General features: G+C 66.5%; 18 protein-coding genes and 1 pseudogene. 9 read left to right on the forward strand and 10 right to left on the reverse strand.

Annotated features, from left to right (window positions below; genetic code table 11):
- Positions 1-74: 74 nt before the first annotated feature.
- Complete coding sequence (locus ACFYUV_RS25910) at positions 75-494, reverse strand: hypothetical protein (RefSeq protein WP_387671892.1); 420 nt, start codon at positions 492-494, stop codon at positions 75-77.
- 537 nt (positions 495-1031) lie between these two features.
- Positions 1032-1292 carry a hypothetical protein gene (locus ACFYUV_RS25915; RefSeq protein WP_387671895.1) on the reverse strand — a complete coding sequence of 87 codons (261 nt, stop codon included), beginning with the start codon at positions 1290-1292 and terminating at the stop codon, positions 1032-1034.
- 347 nt (positions 1293-1639) lie between these two features.
- Here ACFYUV_RS25915 and ACFYUV_RS25920 point away from each other — a divergent pair, with 347 nt between their 5' ends.
- Positions 1640-2029 (forward strand): hypothetical protein, encoded by a 390-nt coding sequence (locus ACFYUV_RS25920; RefSeq protein WP_387671898.1) that lies wholly within the window; start codon positions 1640-1642, stop codon positions 2027-2029.
- Positions 2030-2059: 30 nt separating this feature from the next.
- On the opposite strand, the pseudogene ACFYUV_RS25925 reads toward ACFYUV_RS25920, so the two are convergent.
- Positions 2060-3291 (reverse strand): annotated as a pseudogene (locus ACFYUV_RS25925) (IS3 family transposase).
- Positions 3292-3561: 270 nt separating this feature from the next.
- Between ACFYUV_RS25925 and ACFYUV_RS25930 the strand changes: the two are divergent.
- Together ACFYUV_RS25930 and ACFYUV_RS25935 are read left to right on the forward strand one after the other, a co-directional pair.
- The gene (locus tag ACFYUV_RS25930; RefSeq protein ID WP_387671901.1) at positions 3562-4008 is read left to right on the forward strand and encodes a hypothetical protein; all 447 of its coding nucleotides are present in this window, start codon (positions 3562-3564) and stop codon (positions 4006-4008) included.
- Positions 4009-4523: 515 nt separating this feature from the next.
- Entirely contained in the window at positions 4524-4751 is a 228-nt protein-coding gene (locus ACFYUV_RS25935; protein WP_387671904.1) for a hypothetical protein, read from the forward strand.
- Here ACFYUV_RS25935 and ACFYUV_RS25940 read toward each other — a convergent pair.
- The 3 genes from ACFYUV_RS25940 to ACFYUV_RS25950 form a co-directional block, all read right to left on the reverse strand.
- Entirely contained in the window at positions 4731-5120 is a 390-nt protein-coding gene (locus ACFYUV_RS25940; RefSeq protein WP_387671907.1) for a hypothetical protein, read from the reverse strand. The genes ACFYUV_RS25935 and ACFYUV_RS25940 overlap by 21 nt on opposite strands.
- A 43-nt stretch (positions 5121-5163) precedes the next feature.
- Positions 5164-6174, reverse strand: a complete 1011-nt coding sequence (locus ACFYUV_RS25945) for a CehA/McbA family metallohydrolase (protein ID WP_387671910.1) — start codon at positions 6172-6174, stop codon at positions 5164-5166.
- A gap of 735 nt (positions 6175-6909) precedes the next feature.
- Positions 6910-7218, reverse strand: coding sequence for a hypothetical protein (locus tag ACFYUV_RS25950; protein WP_387671913.1), 309 nt, complete (start codon positions 7216-7218; stop codon positions 6910-6912).
- 233 nt (positions 7219-7451) lie between these two features.
- Here ACFYUV_RS25950 and ACFYUV_RS25955 point away from each other — a divergent pair, with 233 nt between their 5' ends.
- From ACFYUV_RS25955 to ACFYUV_RS25965, 3 genes are all read left to right on the forward strand, one after another.
- Positions 7452-7952, forward strand: a complete 501-nt coding sequence (locus tag ACFYUV_RS25955) for a SigE family RNA polymerase sigma factor (RefSeq protein ID WP_387671916.1) — start codon at positions 7452-7454, stop codon at positions 7950-7952.
- The gene (locus tag ACFYUV_RS25960; protein ID WP_387671919.1) at positions 7949-8728 is read left to right on the forward strand and encodes a hypothetical protein; all 780 of its coding nucleotides are present in this window, start codon (positions 7949-7951) and stop codon (positions 8726-8728) included. The genes ACFYUV_RS25955 and ACFYUV_RS25960 overlap by 4 nt, the downstream gene beginning before the upstream one ends.
- A 260-nt stretch (positions 8729-8988) precedes the next feature.
- A complete protein-coding gene (locus ACFYUV_RS25965) occupies positions 8989-9525 on the forward strand; it encodes a GrpB family protein (protein ID WP_387672210.1) in 537 nt (178 codons plus the stop codon).
- Positions 9526-9548: 23 nt separating this feature from the next.
- Here the strand turns inward: ACFYUV_RS25965 and ACFYUV_RS25970 are convergent, their stop codons facing one another.
- Positions 9549-10079: a CbrC family protein gene (locus tag ACFYUV_RS25970; RefSeq protein ID WP_387671921.1), complete on the reverse strand. Its 531-nt coding sequence runs from the start codon at positions 10077-10079 to the stop codon at positions 9549-9551.
- Between the two features lie 179 nt (positions 10080-10258).
- Here ACFYUV_RS25970 and ACFYUV_RS25975 point away from each other — a divergent pair, with 179 nt between their 5' ends.
- Together ACFYUV_RS25975 and ACFYUV_RS25980 are read left to right on the forward strand one after the other, a co-directional pair.
- Complete coding sequence (locus ACFYUV_RS25975) at positions 10259-10483, forward strand: hypothetical protein (protein ID WP_387671924.1); 225 nt, start codon at positions 10259-10261, stop codon at positions 10481-10483.
- Positions 10484-10667: 184 nt separating this feature from the next.
- Positions 10668-10997: a hypothetical protein gene (locus tag ACFYUV_RS25980; protein WP_387671927.1), complete on the forward strand. Its 330-nt coding sequence runs from the start codon at positions 10668-10670 to the stop codon at positions 10995-10997.
- A gap of 168 nt (positions 10998-11165) precedes the next feature.
- Here the strand turns inward: ACFYUV_RS25980 and trpS are convergent, their stop codons facing one another.
- The gene (trpS, locus tag ACFYUV_RS25985; RefSeq protein WP_387671930.1) at positions 11166-12146 is read right to left on the reverse strand and encodes a tryptophan--tRNA ligase; all 981 of its coding nucleotides are present in this window, start codon (positions 12144-12146) and stop codon (positions 11166-11168) included.
- Positions 12147-12957: 811 nt separating this feature from the next.
- Between trpS and ACFYUV_RS25990 the strand changes: the two genes are divergently transcribed.
- A complete protein-coding gene (locus ACFYUV_RS25990) occupies positions 12958-13611 on the forward strand; it encodes a class I SAM-dependent methyltransferase (RefSeq protein WP_387671933.1) in 654 nt (217 codons plus the stop codon).
- 16 nt (positions 13612-13627) lie between these two features.
- Here ACFYUV_RS25990 and ACFYUV_RS25995 read toward each other — a convergent pair whose 3' ends face one another.
- On the reverse strand, positions 13628-14473 hold the full coding sequence (locus ACFYUV_RS25995; protein WP_387671936.1) for a helix-turn-helix domain-containing protein: 846 nt from the start codon (positions 14471-14473) through the stop codon (positions 13628-13630).
- Between the two features lie 58 nt (positions 14474-14531).
- A complete protein-coding gene (locus tag ACFYUV_RS26000) occupies positions 14532-15119 on the reverse strand; it encodes a hypothetical protein (protein WP_387671939.1) in 588 nt (195 codons plus the stop codon).
- Positions 15120-15133 lie beyond the last annotated feature (14 nt).

Below are 15133 nucleotides of genomic sequence, written 5' to 3' on the forward strand. Positions count from 1 at the left end.
CCGAGCGCGGCCCCACGCTACGCGTGCGGCCTGAGGGCCGTTCCCGCACGCGTCCGCGCTCGGATCACGCCTACTTACACCTTCCGCACCATGACGCCGGCCGCACGGACGAAGTCCTCCACCGCCACGCGGACTTCCGGAGTCAAAGCCTTCACCTCATCCGAGGTCTCGGCCTTGTTCATGCTCTTGACCAACTCCATGGCGTGGTTCGCGAGTCGTCTGATCTCGACATCCTCTGTGATCAGTTCTACCTGATACAGAGCCGTCCACCCCGCTGCACGTGCGCGCAAGACCTCATCCACCGCCGTGCGGTAGGCCTCGCTGTTCCTGTCGTCCTTGGCCCGCTCACTCCAGGCCCGTCGTTGGGCACTGCGGAAGTCCAGGATTGTACGCGCAAAGTCGCTGTAGATCTTGATCTGCTCGCCTCGAAGCCGCTCCGCTCGAGCGAACCTTTCCGATCTGTCGATGGAACGTCGCTGGAGCAGAAATGTCATCAGAGAACCTAAGAGGGTCCCTGTGACCGCAATGATGGATGTGACGATCGCCGACATTCCCTGAGTTGACCACGAGGTGCTTTCGCGTGTGAAGCGCAGCCAGGTGCTCTTGCCTCCGGCGAGGGCGCTCCGGCTCCGGGATGGTCGTCATGCCGGGTATCAACGCGGTAGGTGGCTGAGGTGCAAGCCTGATCATCGCGCCCGCCATCGGCTCTGGCCGGCTTTCCCTTCGGGCGGGTCGACGGTAGACGGGACGATCAGAGGACGGGGTCCTCGCGTTGGGCGGAGTGCCCAGGTGGCGAGCGTGATCGTCGTGCCATTAGCGTGCCATTAAGGGCGGTCAACAGCGGTTGATCGCGGTCACTCGCGGACTGTCTCCCGCGCAGGTCGAGGCTGTTGTCCTTCAGGATCAGGCCGATTTGCAAGCAGGTGTCAGGAGTTCGAATCTCCTAGGCTCCACCGCAGGTCAAAGGCCACTACTCGTGATCGGGAAGTGGCCTTTTCGATCTTGTATGGCTGCGAGGCCCAGCCACGGCGTCAATCGTCTGCGCGCACGCTCTGCTCTTGCGGGATGGGGAAGCCGTAGCGCTGTGAGATCTCCTTGAGGGCTTGGACGCAGGCCGACTGAACTGGCTGGTAGTTCGCGTAGTTCAGTTTCACGCTCGCGTATGGCTCGTTGCGACACGGTCCTCGACCGGAGGTCGTTCCGTGCCAGCCGCACAGGCCTTTGTATCCCTCTGTGCCTGGGTTGTGATTCTTGCGTTCGTAGGGCTTCACCCAAATCACGACGTCTGCCATGACTGCTGACGTTACGAGCCTTGTCGATGGCAGGGTAGAGAGCGGTTGCTGTACGAAGCCGTGAATTGCGAAAGCCGCCCCGGTCACAGGTGGCCTACTGTGAAAGGTCCTTCTGTCTCCGGCGTTCTAAATGATCTCCAAGGCACTTGAGTATCTTGCGTATGTCTTCTCGTCGATCGTGTCTTCACTCGTAATTAAGGGGTCTGGGGGTCGAATCCCCAAGGCGGCTCCCAGCTCAAAGGCCTCCCGGATGATCCGGGAGGGCCTTTTTTGATCTCCGTACAGCAGCGCCATACAGCAACCCTGCAGCCCATGCCCATCGATGGGCTACGGATTAGGCTGATCCGGTGGATGCGACTGCCCTGGAGAATCTGCGCTTGGCGAGCGTGTTAGCAAGTCAGTTCACACATCGATCTGAAGCCCCGGTCATAGGCGAGGTCTGGCTGAGATTCGAGACGTTGACCGTCAACCTAGGTGTGGCCGCTGATTGGGAACTCAGGATCGACCCCGAGGAGCCGGGGGAGGGCTACGTGATGGAGGAGCTGGGCAGTCGCGTGGATGTGATCACCGCTCCCGATGAAGTTCCCTTCGTGAGGTACATCGGTCAGCGGTTGCGGCGCTTGGTCGAGGAGTTCGATGACTTGTCCGGCCAACGCATGCGCATGGCCTTCGAGTTCGAGGGTGGAGCTGTCATCGCCCGAAGTTGGGGAGGCGACTTGCAGATGGCCCACGCCTAGAACTGAAGCGCCCCGACTTCGATGGAGACCTCAACGGTTGATTCCGGCGGGTTCGTTGGGCTGATGTTGAGTGTAGTAGAGAGCTTCGAACTCCTCTGGTGGTAGGTGACCGATCGCTGAGTGCAGACGGGTGGCGTTGAACCAGGCGACCCATTCGGCGGTGGCCAGCTCGACGTCGGCCAGGCTGCGCCAGGGTCCTCGGGGCTTGATCAGCTCGGTCTTGTAGAGGCCGATCTGCGATTCCATCAGGGCGTTGTCGAGCGCGTCGCCGACGCTGCCGACGGAGGCGTCGATCCCGGCCGCCAGCAGATGCGTGGTGAACCGGAAAGACGTGTATTGACTGCCGGCATCGCTGTGATGGATCAGCCCCGGCTCGACTGGCCGGCCGATACGCTCCCGCCGCCACAGGGCCATGTCCAGGGCGTCGAGTACGAGCGTGGTGTGCTTGGTCAGCGAGGCGGCCCAGCCGACGATCGCCCGGGAGTAGACGTCGACCACGAAGGCGACGTAGACGACGCCGCACCAGGCGGTCACGTGAGTGAAGTCGGCCACCCACGCCGCATTCGGCCGAGTCGTGGTGAAGTCGCGCTGGAGCCGGTCGGTCGCCCGCTCATGGCCGGGGTCGGCCACGGTGGTGCGCACCTTCTTACCGCGACGCGCGCCCTGCAAGCCAAGGGCGCGCATGCGGCGTTCGACCGTGCAGCGGGCCACTTGGTGCCCTTCGCGCTGCAGCTGATGCCAGATCTTGCGGGCGCCGTAGACGCCGTAGTTGTCGGCGTGGATGCGGGTGATGTGCTCGTCCAGGTCGGCGTCGCGCAGGGCGCGAGCCGAGGGCGGTCGGTTCTTGGCGGCGTAGTAGGTGCTGGTGGAGATGGGGCAGCCGTGCTGGGTCAGGACACGGCAGATCGGCTCGACACCGAACACGCCGGCGTGCTGGTCGATGAAGGTCACGAGTGCGTGTGTGGCCGGTCGAGCTCGGCCGCGAAGAAAGCCGACTTAGATTCAAAGAGTCAAGGCAACACATTGGGCCGGGGTTCGGTAGCCGAGGCACTTGCGTGGGCGGTTGTTCAGCCGGGCCGGCTGCCCTCGTCGATCTGGGCCTGGCGGACCCAGGTGCGCAGCGTCTCCGCGGTGCCGATACCGAGCTTGGTCGCGACCGCGTTGATCGTGGCCCACTCGGTCGGGTAATCCGGTCGTACTTCGGCGACCATCCGCACCGCTCGGCGGCGAAGCTCGGCGGGGTAGGGAGACTTACCTGGCATGGACTCGATCCTCTCAAGAGATCAAGTCTCCACCGAACCCGGGACGATTCAAACCGCAGCGGAGACCATCCTCTAGCCATGGGAATGGCCTCCGCTGATGCGTTGCATGACTAGGGTTCTGCGGGGCTAGAGATCTAGGCTGGCGTTGAGCTTGCGAGCTCCCTCCTGGACCCGGCGTCGGTGCTTGAGCGCGGTGACGCACAAGGCCGGGAGCGGCAGCGAGGCGTCTGAGTCGGTGGTTTTGGTGGTGTCGCGGTGGAGCAGTTTTCCGTGGACGCGGTTGAGCTGCTGAGAGATTCACGGCTCTTGGCCGTCGAGGTTGATGCTGTCCCAGGTGAGGCCGAGGACTTCACCACGCCGGAGGCCGAGGACGAGCATGAGCACGAAGGCGGCGTAGAGCGGTTCGTCTATGGTCCGAAGGTGTTCAAGGAACGTCCGGGCATGCTGATCGCCGCGACCTCGAAGAGCATGGTCCGTGGCGAGGCGCGCAGCAGGAGACCTGCCAGGACCACAGGCAGCAGGAGTTCGGCCCACGAGAGCAGCTGCCACCATGCACTTGTCGTCATGAGGAAGGGAATGACGAAGTCGGCTCCCCGGCAGATCCCGATGTTCAGCTCTGCCGCGCTGATCCGGGAGGTCTTCAGGATGACCGGCCCGGAGACGGCCAGGACCGCCCCGGCGCGGAGTGCCCCTGCGAGAAGGTTCGTCTCCGCATGAGGTGTCTGCCCCACGACAGCTTCCGTTCTCCTGCTTGCCGGTAGATCGACTCGGGCGACAGTAGTGGACGAAGGTCATGGTCCAGCAAGCGCGATGACAGCAGCCCTGACCGCAACGTCCCCGCACACGGGCTCACTGCGACGACCGTCCATCACCCTCTGAACACGGCGTCCGCATCAGCCTGGGCTTCTGATCTGGCGTTCATCTGTGGGGTCCTGAGAGGGCAGCGCGGCTCGGGTGCGATCGGTTCGCTCGGAGGAGCTGTCCAGGTAGCTACGTGGAGGACGAAAGCCAGATTCCCCCCACCTGTCCGGGGTGTCGCCACTGGTGGTCGACTTCTCGGAGTGGCGAATAGGGGGCTGCGGCTAAGGGGTCTGAATTTTTGCTGTGCTCAGTCGCCTTGGGCTGGGATTATGCCCTTTGCATGTCAAATCGAGGCAACCCTCGATGAATGGCAGAAAGGTGCGTCATTAATGGTGCTTCGTGGGGCTAGCCCTAGCCAGCAGCAGGTTGTCATGGCTGCCGGACATGCCTATGCGGCGGGGCGGCGGGTCTTCATCGCCCGGTTCACTGCCCCTCTGGACAAGGCGCCCGAAGGGAGAACTCTCCCCGAGATCGGTGAGCTCATCGAGGAGATCGAGGGGCAGGGGTGGTACTTGGAGCACATGGCCACCAGCGTCCTGGTGGCCGCCTTCGGCCGCCGCCACGACAACATCACGTGCCTATTCCGTCGTGGTGAATGAGAGGTGAGCGGCGGTGGCGTCGTCGTAGGTCTTGCCGCGGGGCCAGCGTTCGCCGTGCGGGTCTGAGTGTTCGGCGGCCCGGACTTGAGAGATGAGGTTCGCCGGCCCGTGCTGGTCGAGTACGTCGAGGGCTTCGCGCCAGGTGGCCAGGTGGAAGCGGTCGACGAGGAGGGATGCGCCGTCGCTGAGCAGGGCGGCCGCGCGTACCCGGTTGGCGGGCATGTTGCCGGTGAGGGCCTGGTCGGCGGCGAGGGGGTCGGTGGCGGCGACCCAGAAGCCGCCGTCGCGGTTGCGGTAGGAACGCAGGGTCTCGACGTAGCGTCGGTGGGCCGAGACGTGTGCGTCGCTGCCGGAGTCGAGGGCGTCCATCTCGGCTCCGTAGTGGGCGCCTACCTGGGCTCCCTTCGTCGTCTCAGCTCAGGATGATGGGGTTGGTGAGCGCCGCCATGTGTTCGTTGGGATGACGCACCTCAACGCGGACGAAGGACGATTCCTCCGCATTGGTATGCCACTCCAAGACACCTGATCCATCGCCTGGCAATGCTGCGCGGTGCACCGTCCCTCGATCGGTGTGAAAGCTGACAATGCCGGACGGCACACCACAGACGTCCACCCGGACCACCGCCGGTTCGCCGTAGGTATCCAGCCGCCCCCCGATATCGGCGCTGCCATCACCAGCAAAGGCCTGGAGCGACAGCTCAACCGTGGCCGATTCGGCGATCCAGCTCCGGCCGGCACGGATGCCGGCGAGGACCGCGTCCGCACTCAGTTCCTCAGCCAGCACGACGGTGTGCGGTCTGCCGATCTGGCCCTCCAGATGGGTGTCGCTGTTGCCCATCGCAGGTCGCCACCGTCCACGGCGGATGTCGACGGCCAGGCCCCGGCCCCATTCGGCCAGTGCTGCCGCATTGTCCGCCTGCCAAGGCTCATCGGAGAGCCAAAGCCCGTTCCACACCTCCACCACATCAAATCCCTCGAACGAGTACATGAAGCCACCAGAGGGGTACGGCGCATGCGGGTGGGCCGCCACGCAAAGGCCACCAGCCTCATGTACCTGATCCAGATGCTTGCCGATCACGTCGTCGCGGACGCCGTACCGCCAGTCGACCAGCTGCCCCGGATTGATGCCGAGCGCCAGCCAGTGCCCGGTCTGGCTGGTGGCCTCCTGGCCAAGGATCACCAGCAGGTCGTCGCCGACGAGCGAACCCCACGCACCATGCGCATCTGCGGTGTTGTGCTCAGTGGTCGCGATGAAGTTCAGCCCCGCCGCACGAGCGCCGGCCGCAAGCTGCTCCGGCGTCAGCTCTCCACCGTTCGAGAGAACCGAATGCACATGGCAGTCACCTCGATACCAGCCACGCGCCTGACCAACCACCCGCTTCGGCGGGAACTGCGATTCCGACGTCCCATTGTCCGTGACCATTCCGGCAGCGTATTCACTTCACAGGAGAAATCCACAAGTAAGCTCGTCGGACTTGCGTGCTACTTCGCGTTGACGTTCGTCCGTGGAGTGCTGGCAGGTGAGGGTGGCGCTGGTGCTGTGCGGCCCATGCGGGCCATCGGCTCCTCGATCAAATGGCGGGACACCGGGCCGGCCCCGCACGTATGAACCGAACGCTCCAACCTGGCCCAATGCCGTCGTACAGGTGCAGCCTTGACGATCGCCACGCGTAGTTGGCCGTCGCATATTGCTGGGGGCGGTGTGATTGCGGTCTGCTGCCAATCTGAGGCATGGACCAGTCGGGGCGTAGATGCGGCAAACTACGCACTTTCGGATCGTGGATCAACGTGGGATGCTCTCGCCATGACCGCGGTAGGGACGAGGTGAACGATGCTCCATACAACCCCGCCCACCGAGTCGGACAAGATCGATACCCTCCGCGTGTGTGGCACCGTTGTCCTGGTGCTGGGCCTGGCTCTTTGCGTAGGAGCCCTGTTCTTCGCAGAGGGTGAGCCACCCTGGCAGGTCCTTGGAGTCTTCACGCTCGTGGTCCTGGTTGGGTTGACTCTGCGCATTGAAGCGGCTGTCCGTCACCGTTGACCACTCCAGGCCCCGGAGTACGTTCGATGATCTTGGGCTCAGGTGTGAGCGGTTCGACATGGGGGCAAATCAGAGGGCTGGTGGGGGCGCGGGGAACGCGGTTGAGCTACAGCGCGCCTAGCACCTCGCCCAATAGATCATCCGACCGTACGAACGCAGCATCGTCGAATCAGGTGGCCCGTCATGGATTCGTGACTCGATGCGGGGGCCGTCTCCAGAGAGAAGAGCGTCGAGCTCGAAAATCGCATCCTCGATGTCCTCGTCGAGTTCACTGGTACGGCGTCGATCCCAGAAATGCAATCCGACGCGTTCCGTCTCCACGCAGACTGCGACCGCAATGACGTCAGCAGAAATAAGTCCCAATAATGCTTGGACCGCATCCAGAACTATCGCGTTCTCTCGCTCAAGTTCCTCTGAACTGGTCATGGGCCCACTCCAGTCAGGGGTGACCGACATGATCACAGCGTATGACGTGCTGCTTGAGCAGCGACGATCCGTTGGAGGAGCCGGGTATTCTTCCGGTCTGATCCACAGGGTTCAGGTCGTCAGGCTGCCCTGAGAGTGGTGACGGTCTCCGGCGCTTTCCAGCGCGTGCCTGTCATCCGTACGTGCCACCCACGTTGTAGTCATCGCCGGAGACGACGAGACGGAGATGACTGATGGACGACGGGTTCGCCCAGTACGTGGCGCATCGCCATCTACGGCTGTGCCGGATGGCGTACCTCCTCACCAGGGACTGGGGCACCGCCGAGGACCTGGTGCAGACGGCGTTGGCCAAGGCATGGGTGGCCTGGCGGCGGATCGAGGGCAACCCCGATCCGTACGTCTATCGCATCATCGTCAACACCCACGCCACCTGGTGGCGTCGGTTGTGGCGTGGCGAGGTGCCGGTCGAAACCCTGCCCGAGACGGCCGACCCGCAGGACCACGCGGCCGCCGTGGGGGACCAGGCGGCGCTGTGGAAGGCCATCGCCACCCTGTCGCCCCGTCAGCGGGCGGTGATCGTCCTGCACTATTTCGAGGGACGGACGCTCACCCAGATCGCCGACATCATCGGCTGCTCGCTGGGCGCGGTCAAGAGCCAGCTCGGCAGGGCGCTGACCCGTCTGCGCGTCGATCCGGACATCCGCACCATGAATCTGAAGGAGCTCCAGCGATGAGGCACACGGAGAGCAACCTGCGCACGCTCCTGGACACGTACGCCCATGACGCGAACAGCAGGGAACCGGTCCCCCACCTCGACGCGATCGTCCGCCGAGGCCGCCGGATGCGGCGGGTCCGACGTTCGCTGAACGTCGGGGTGCTGGCCGTCGCCACCGTCGCTGCCGTCACGTTGACGGGCCCCGACCGGACCGATCAGGCCGCGGTGGCCGCGCCGCCCAGCTCGGCGCGGATCCAGACGCCCCCGGAGCTGCCCAAGACGTTCCCCGTAGCGCTGGGAGCCGAGAAGTTCACCCTTCCCCTCATCCACACCCAGCGCTTCGGTACGACAGGCGTCCGCCAGAGCGTGACGTTCACACCAACGAGCTTCTCCACCGGTTACAAGGTGGTTTGTGCTGATCCCCGAGCATGGGTCGTCGTCAGGGTCCCGCTCAGGAGCGGCGAATCGGGCGGCACGTCCGGGCGGTGCGGCGCCGGGGTGGGCGGCCACCACGACCGGCTGTCGGCACCGACCAAATGGCTCAAGGGCCGCCAGACGATCCAGGTATGGGTCTTCCCCGCGGACGCCCCCGTCGTCAGGGTCGCCGAAGAACTCGGCCGCTGCCTGCCGTCCCGGAAGGGGGCGACATGCGACGAGCCGGCGGCCAGCGCCTCACTTCCCCGTCCGGACGTGCTCGAACGCCTGTCGGCGGAGGTCGGCGAACAGCCCGGCGAGTGGGCGGTCGGCGTCTACGACCGCCCAACCACCGTTGATCGCGGTCACCGACCCTCCTGATCACGGGGCACGATGCCGGACGGCGTCCCGCCCGACAGGAGGCACCGGAAGAACGGCACCGCGGCCCTCACCCCGCCCGCCGTCCGGGCGCGCGGCGGGGGCCGGTCCCGGATGGTGGCGGGCCGGCAGTCTGTGCGGGCCGATCGGGGTGTAGTCGATCATCGCCTGTTCGGCCCGAACGGAACATGGCCGGCAGTCGGACTTTCCTGCGCACCGCTCGCGGATGCCTGTCCGCCCACTAGGCTCCAGCCGTGATCACGATGGTCGACTATGACCCCATATGGCCGGATCGGTTCGAGGCGCTGCGCAGGGAGTACGCCGAGGCATTGGCAGCCGCCGAAGTCGCCGTGATCTCCATCGAACATGTCGGCAGCACGTCAGTTCCCGGGCTGGCCGCCAAGCCGATCATCGACTGCGACATCGTGGTGGCGGAGCAGGATGTCGCCGCCGCCACGGACGTCCTGATCGGCCTGGGGTTCTCGCCGTTGGGCGAGCGGGGGATCCCCCAGAGATGGGCCTTCAAGGCACCCGCACGACTCGCCGGGACCCACACCTACGTCATCGTCGACGGTTCGCTGTCCCTCCGCAATCATCTCGCGGTCAGAGACACCCTGCGAACCAACGCGAGACTTCGCGACCAGTACGCCATGGTGAAGAAGCACGCTGCCGGGAACGCCGCCGACATGGACGACTACGTCCGAGGAAAGAACGCGACGGTCCAGGCCATCCTCGCGGAAGCCGGCCTGACCGACGCTGAACGAGCCTCGATAAATGCCAGCCAGGTGCCGTCCCAATAGGGGCTCGGCGTGCACAACCGAGGTCAGGTGTAGTCCGCGTACGCCATGTGGATCCCGCAGTTGCGGCACCTGAACAGGTAGCCGGTCGGGTTGCCGTCTTTGTCGAGCGCGGCAAGGAATTCGTCCACCTGCTCGGTGGTCCACCCGCCGGTGGAATTCTCGAAGCGCAGCATTTCCCGCGCATCCGGGTAAGCGACGAGTTCCGATGCCCCGACTGCGCCGAGGAAAGCAGCTCCGTCGCCACAATGGAACAGCCAACGGTTTCCCTGCCAGGTGGAGAAACCGGGGGTGCGGCGGCTGATGACCTCGATCACCTTCGTTGGGACGTCGTCCGGGACGTCATACACGTCCACGAAGGTGGCATCGAAGCGGGTTGCCAGACTTCCGTCCGCGATGCACCAGGGGCATGGCTCACCGGCGAGAGACTCGACGCAGTAGACCGGCCCTGTATAGACGTAGCCTCTCTGTCTCTCGCAACACACGCAGGCGGCATCAGATGCCGTCACCGATCCCGTGTTGAGGGGGGCCGGGTGATAGGCGAAATCGGGCAGCATGGCGGTAGCGTACGCGGGTGGACAAGTAGAGCCGTGCTGCCGCAAGCCGTCACCTCTCCAGGCCGGGAAACGGGCTCGTAGGAATGAGGGGCCCAGCCGACAGCCGCGTCCTTCCACCGGACGCCACATCCCGATCTGCTGCCTGTGCTGCTCCGGACTCTTCTGCGATGCTCTGCCGTGTGAATGAGCCGGACGACGCCGCCACCCCGGAAACAGGCGCAACAGGTGACGCCCTTACCGTGAGAGCCCTGGGGAACGCCGCTTTCATACTTGCAGCGGTGGTGACCGCTTTCGATCTCATTTTCCAGCAAGAGCTCTCCACCAATGCTCTCCTCGGGACGCTCATTTTCGCTGGGATCGGTGTCGGCCTTCGCATCGAAGCCGCGATTCGCCTGCGTGATTGACCGGCCGTCCCGCTGCCAAGCTGCCTGTAGGCGTCGCATGGGAACAGGTCAGCCGATAAGGGTCGGCCGGGCGTCGTAGGTCATGATGCCCCTGGCGGGTTACCGAAGAGCAGAGGGCGTGTCGATGGCTGTGCGCAGGACGGACCCGCCTTCTCGGCGTGAGCGACGAGCAAGGAGCGGGCTCTTGGGCCCCGCCCTGGCCAACCTCGCGCTCGGCGTGCCCGCGGCCCTGCCGCTCGCTCTGGCGCGCTGGCTACTGACCGAGTACCTGCCGATGGACTGCAGGAGCACGGAAGACCTCGCCAAGCCGGGTCTCGTCAACTGCAACTACACGACGCTCGATCACGCGAGCGTCGTCATATTCCTCCTGGCGGTGACCGGCGCCGTCATCCTGGCGCTGGTGGTCGTGGTCGACGTGGTTCTCCCGGTCCGGCGCGGGCGGGGGCTTGCGGCCCGGCTCGGCACGGCGGTGCTCATCCCGCTGCCGTTCGCGGCCTGCCTGGCGCTGCTCTGACGCCGGGACCTCCCGGGAGCAACCTGTATCCGCACGGTCGTCGTTTTCTGCGGGTGCTCGGGCGGATTTGCGAGGGCTCCGACGGGGTCCATGTCCTGATCGGCGGGGGGCGCGTGCCCGCCTCCGGTGCGGGGTCGGAGGCGGGCGTGGTGCGGGGTTGAGTCGCAGTCAGGCGGGGAGCAGGCCGATGGCTGCCTTGGCCTGACGGACCTTGGCGCCGGCCAGGTCGCGGGCTTGTTCGGCGCCGGCCCGCAGGGCCTTCTGGACGTGGCCGGGATCTTCCGACAGGTGCACGTAGCGGTCGCGGATGGGGGTGAGGGTGGCCACCACCGCGTCGGCCACCGCCTCCTTGAGCTCGCCGTAGCGGTCGAACCGGGACGCCAGGTCCTCAGGGGCGTGGCCGGTGCAGGCGGCCAGGATGGCCAGGAGGTTCGAGACGCCGGGTTTGCGGTCGGGGTCGTACGCGACCGTGTTGTCCGCGTCGGTGACCGCGCGCATCACCTTGCGCCGCAGCACGTCGGGCTCGTCGAGCAGGCGCAGGGCGCCGCCCGGCGTGGCGGCCGACTTGCTCATCTTGTCGGCCGGGGACGTCAGGTCCATGAGACGGGCGGCCACCGGCGGGTTGACCGCCGTGGGCACGGTGAAGACGGGGGCGTACCGGGTGTTGAACCGCTGGGCGACGGTTCTGGCCAGCTCGACGTGCTGGCGTTGGTCCTCGCCGACGGGGACTTCGTCGGTGTCGTACAGCAGGATGTCGGCGGCCATGAGGATCGGGTACGTCAGCAGCGACATGCGGACCTGCTGCTGACGGCCGGACTTCTCCTTGAACTGGATCATCCGCTGGGCCTCGCCGTAGCCCGTGGTGCATTCGAGCAGGTAGTGCAGTTCGGTGTGTTCCGGGACGTGCGACTGGACGAGGAACAGGCAGGACTCGGGGTCGGTGCCGGCGGCGAGCAGCAGGGTGGCGAATTCCAGGGTTCGCCGGTGCACCTGGGTGGGGTCGTGGTCCAGGGTGAGCGCGTGCAGGTCGGAGATGAAGACGACGGTGTCCGTGGTGGTCTGACCGGCGATGATCGGCGCGATGGCGCCGAAGTAGTTGCCGAGGTGCAGGTCGCCGGACGGCGTGAAACCCGTGAGACGTCGTGGCATCGGTGGAGCTCCCTCAGGTCGGGAGCCGCCTGTCGTCCTGGATCGGCCGAGAGATGAGGACACCGACGGGCCGCCCGGGACTGGGCGGCCGCTTTGTCAGGTCTGCGCGGATGAGCAGTGCCGCCCGGTTAGGGGCGCCACCAGCCGAGAAATGAGTGGATCATCCGCATGACGCATACCGTACCACCCGGTTTGGAGCGGGCGGTCCGCCGGTCGATGAGTATGGTCAAACGTCTGGTGGTTCGGTGGGTTGGTCCGGGATCATGCTGCCCGTGGCGATGCTCCGGTTGTTCGCGATAGGCCTGCTTGCCGGTGCTGCGCTGTGCCTGGTCCTGTGGCCGCCGCTACGTGCGGACGATTTTCAGCATGCGCGACTCTCGACGCTGATGGCCCTGGAGATGGGGCAGTTCGTCACCGTGCCGATCGCGCTGGTCGGGGGGTTCGTGCTCGCCGTGAAAGGGGCATGGGCGCGGACTCCTGGCTATCTGCTGGGCACGGTCACGACCCTTTTCGGGGTGCTGGTCGCCACTCAGGCATGGGCCATGGGCGAATGGGTCGAGACCGGCCCGTCCGGGGGAAGGCGAAAGCGTCCTGGTGCTTCTGGGCCTCTTCTCCGGTGCGGTGACCACGGTCGTCGGCCTGTCCATCTTGATGTTGCGATGGTCCGGCTACGATTCCTCGACCGCGCCGGTACGTCAGCGACGCCCGCGCAGGCGCAGAGGTGGTCAGAGCGGCCGGCGTCCAGGATGAACGGGGTCGGCCGAGCGTTTCGTTCAAGACCGGGATGTGGCGTACGGCTGAGACTGCGCTCATGTCGCAACAGACCTTCACCCCCGCCCTCGGACGCCTGAAGTTCACCCGCCTGTACGACCCGGTGGTCGCCCTGACGCGGGAACGGCTGTGGCGCAGCCTGGTGGCCATGCACGTCGCCCCCAGGCCCGACGACACGATCGTGGACGTCGGCTGCGGCACCGGTTCGCAGGCCATGCTGCTGCACCGCCTCGAACCGCGGGCCCGAATCATCGGCGTCGACCCCGATCCGGAGACGCTGGCCCAGGCGCGACGCAAGAGCAGGGCGAGCGGTACGGCCCCGGAATGGCGGCTCGGCATGGGGGACGCGCTGACCGGCCTGCTGGGGCCGGGTTCGGCCGACACGGCGATGTCGAGCCTGGTCCTCCACCAATGTCCGCTTCCGATGAAACGCGCGATCCTCGCCTCGATGCACGCCGTGCTGCGGCCCGGCGGCAAGCTGGTGATCGCCGACTACGGATGGCAGCGGACGGCGTCGATGCGGCTGGCGTTCCGTGTCGTGCAACTGGCCGACGGGGTGCGGGACACGCAGCCCAACGCGGACGGCGTGCTGCCGGAGCTGATGACCGGCGCGGGGTTCGCGGACGTCCGGGAGGCGGAGGTCGTGCGGACGGTGACCGGCTCGATCTCCGTCTACGTGGCCACCCGCGGCTGACCGGCTCGATCTCCGTCTACGTGGCCGACCGCGGCTGACCGGCTCGATCTCCGTCTACGTGGCCGCCAGCGGCTGACCGGCGCAGTAGCGGCAGCACGGTCGCCGGTGTGAGCCCCAGCATGTCGCGCAGCTGCCGGTGGAAGTGGGCCTGGTCGGCGAAGCCGCCGTCGAGCGCGGCCTCGGCGATCGAGCGGCCGTCGGCCAGGGCGCGGGCCGCGCGGGTGAGCCGCCGCCAGATGCGCCACCGGGCGAGCGGCATGCCGAGTTGCAGCCGGGCCAGGGCGCGCAGGCGTTGGGGGGACAGCCCGGCCTGCGCGGCCGCGTCGGCGACCAGGAGGTTCCGCGACGTCAACGCCTCCATCGCGATCACCAGGCGCGGATCGAGCGCCCGGGACGGCCGAGGCTCCGCCACCAGACGGAAGTCCTCCTCACGGAGGGCATGCAGGTCGGCGGCCGCGGTGATCACCCCACCGACGGACGGGAAGCCGGAGCCGCCGAAGGAGCCGACGGTGGGCGGAAGGCCCGAGCCGGCGGGGGAGCTGCCTCCCGCAGCTGAAAGGCCGGAGCCGGTGGATGACCGGTCGGGGGCCGGGGTGCAGCGGTCGCGCAGGGCGGACGCGTACGAGCACTGCGGCTCGACGAACCAGATGCGGACGTCCGGCGCCCCCGGCATGCGGTGCCGGACCATGGGCGGGATGATCAGGGCAGGCCCGCGATGACACGCCCCCCGCTCGTCGATGACGGTCACCTCGCCCTCCACGGCGGCCGTCACCTGGTAGGCGGCGTGACGATGGAGCGAGTTGTCCGCCGACGGCCCCTGGTACGACGCGTACCCCTCACCGATGAAGAACCGGCTCGTCATCCCTCACCCCGCATCACCGAACCACCGCCCATGGTGCCGGAAACCGGGACGTGCGGGATCAGCTCCAGGTGGCGCGCTTGAGCACGCCGGCCAGCCCGTAGGTGTTCCAGGCGTCCACCACCAGGATCCCGGACCGCGGCAGGAACCACTCCTTCTCGTTCCACCTGGCGGTGGTGCGGCCGGTGTCGTTCGTCACGCAGCGGTTCGGCCAGGTGGTGTACGTCGCCTTGTGCCCGGAGCCCACCGGCCGCAGCCCGCGGTAGGACGCCTTCTCGCCGGGATACCAGCTCAGGTTGGAGTTGAACGGGCACGGGATCACCCCGCTGAACGGATGGAACTGCTGCTTGCCCGTGTACGTGACGGACCCGCCGCCGACCGGCACGTTCGTGTAGTCCTTCGGGCCGAAGATCCAGAAGCTCTCGCAGTCGGGCGCGAACGGCTCCGGCTTCTTGCACAACAACCCGGTCACCACCACGACGTGGTCGCCCGACCGGTGCACCTTCCAGTCGGCGGGGATCCGCAGCGTCATGCCGCGGAAGGAGAGCGTCTTCCCGGCGGTGGAGGCCGACGCGAGGGACGCGGTCGCGGGCAGCGCGGTGGCGGAGGCGGCGGTCAGGGCGGCGAGGAGGAGAGGGAGCTTTCTCATGGTTCGGGAAGGTA

It is taken from the genome of Nonomuraea sp. NPDC003560, assembly GCF_042878785.1.
Lineage (GTDB): Bacteria > Actinomycetota > Actinomycetes > Streptosporangiales > Streptosporangiaceae > Nonomuraea.

Excerpts from the sequence above, each read along its gene's own strand:
- ACFYUV_RS25910 (WP_387671892.1), bottom strand. The coding sequence starts at position 494 with ATGACATTTCTGCTCCAGCGACGTTCCATCGACAGATCGGAAAGGTTC.
- ACFYUV_RS25915 (WP_387671895.1), bottom strand. The coding sequence starts at position 1,292 with ATGGCAGACGTCGTGATTTGGGTGAAGCCCTACGAACGCAAGAATCAC.
- ACFYUV_RS25935 (WP_387671904.1), top strand. The coding sequence starts at position 4,524 with ATGGCTGCCGGACATGCCTATGCGGCGGGGCGGCGGGTCTTCATCGCC.
- ACFYUV_RS25940 (WP_387671907.1), bottom strand. The coding sequence starts at position 5,120 with ATGGACGCCCTCGACTCCGGCAGCGACGCACACGTCTCGGCCCACCGA.
- ACFYUV_RS25945 (WP_387671910.1), bottom strand. The coding sequence starts at position 6,174 with ATGGTCACGGACAATGGGACGTCGGAATCGCAGTTCCCGCCGAAGCGG.
- ACFYUV_RS25950 (WP_387671913.1), bottom strand. The coding sequence starts at position 7,218 with ATGACCAGTTCAGAGGAACTTGAGCGAGAGAACGCGATAGTTCTGGAT.
- ACFYUV_RS25955 (WP_387671916.1), top strand. The coding sequence starts at position 7,452 with ATGGACGACGGGTTCGCCCAGTACGTGGCGCATCGCCATCTACGGCTG.
- ACFYUV_RS25960 (WP_387671919.1), top strand. The coding sequence starts at position 7,949 with ATGAGGCACACGGAGAGCAACCTGCGCACGCTCCTGGACACGTACGCC.
- ACFYUV_RS25965 (WP_387672210.1), top strand. The coding sequence starts at position 8,989 with ATGGTCGACTATGACCCCATATGGCCGGATCGGTTCGAGGCGCTGCGC.
- ACFYUV_RS25970 (WP_387671921.1), bottom strand. The coding sequence starts at position 10,079 with ATGCTGCCCGATTTCGCCTATCACCCGGCCCCCCTCAACACGGGATCG.
- trpS (WP_387671930.1), bottom strand. The coding sequence starts at position 12,146 with ATGCCACGACGTCTCACGGGTTTCACGCCGTCCGGCGACCTGCACCTC.
- ACFYUV_RS25990 (WP_387671933.1), top strand. The coding sequence starts at position 12,958 with ATGTCGCAACAGACCTTCACCCCCGCCCTCGGACGCCTGAAGTTCACC.
- ACFYUV_RS25995 (WP_387671936.1), bottom strand. The coding sequence starts at position 14,473 with ATGACGAGCCGGTTCTTCATCGGTGAGGGGTACGCGTCGTACCAGGGG.
- ACFYUV_RS26000 (WP_387671939.1), bottom strand. The coding sequence starts at position 15,119 with ATGAGAAAGCTCCCTCTCCTCCTCGCCGCCCTGACCGCCGCCTCCGCC.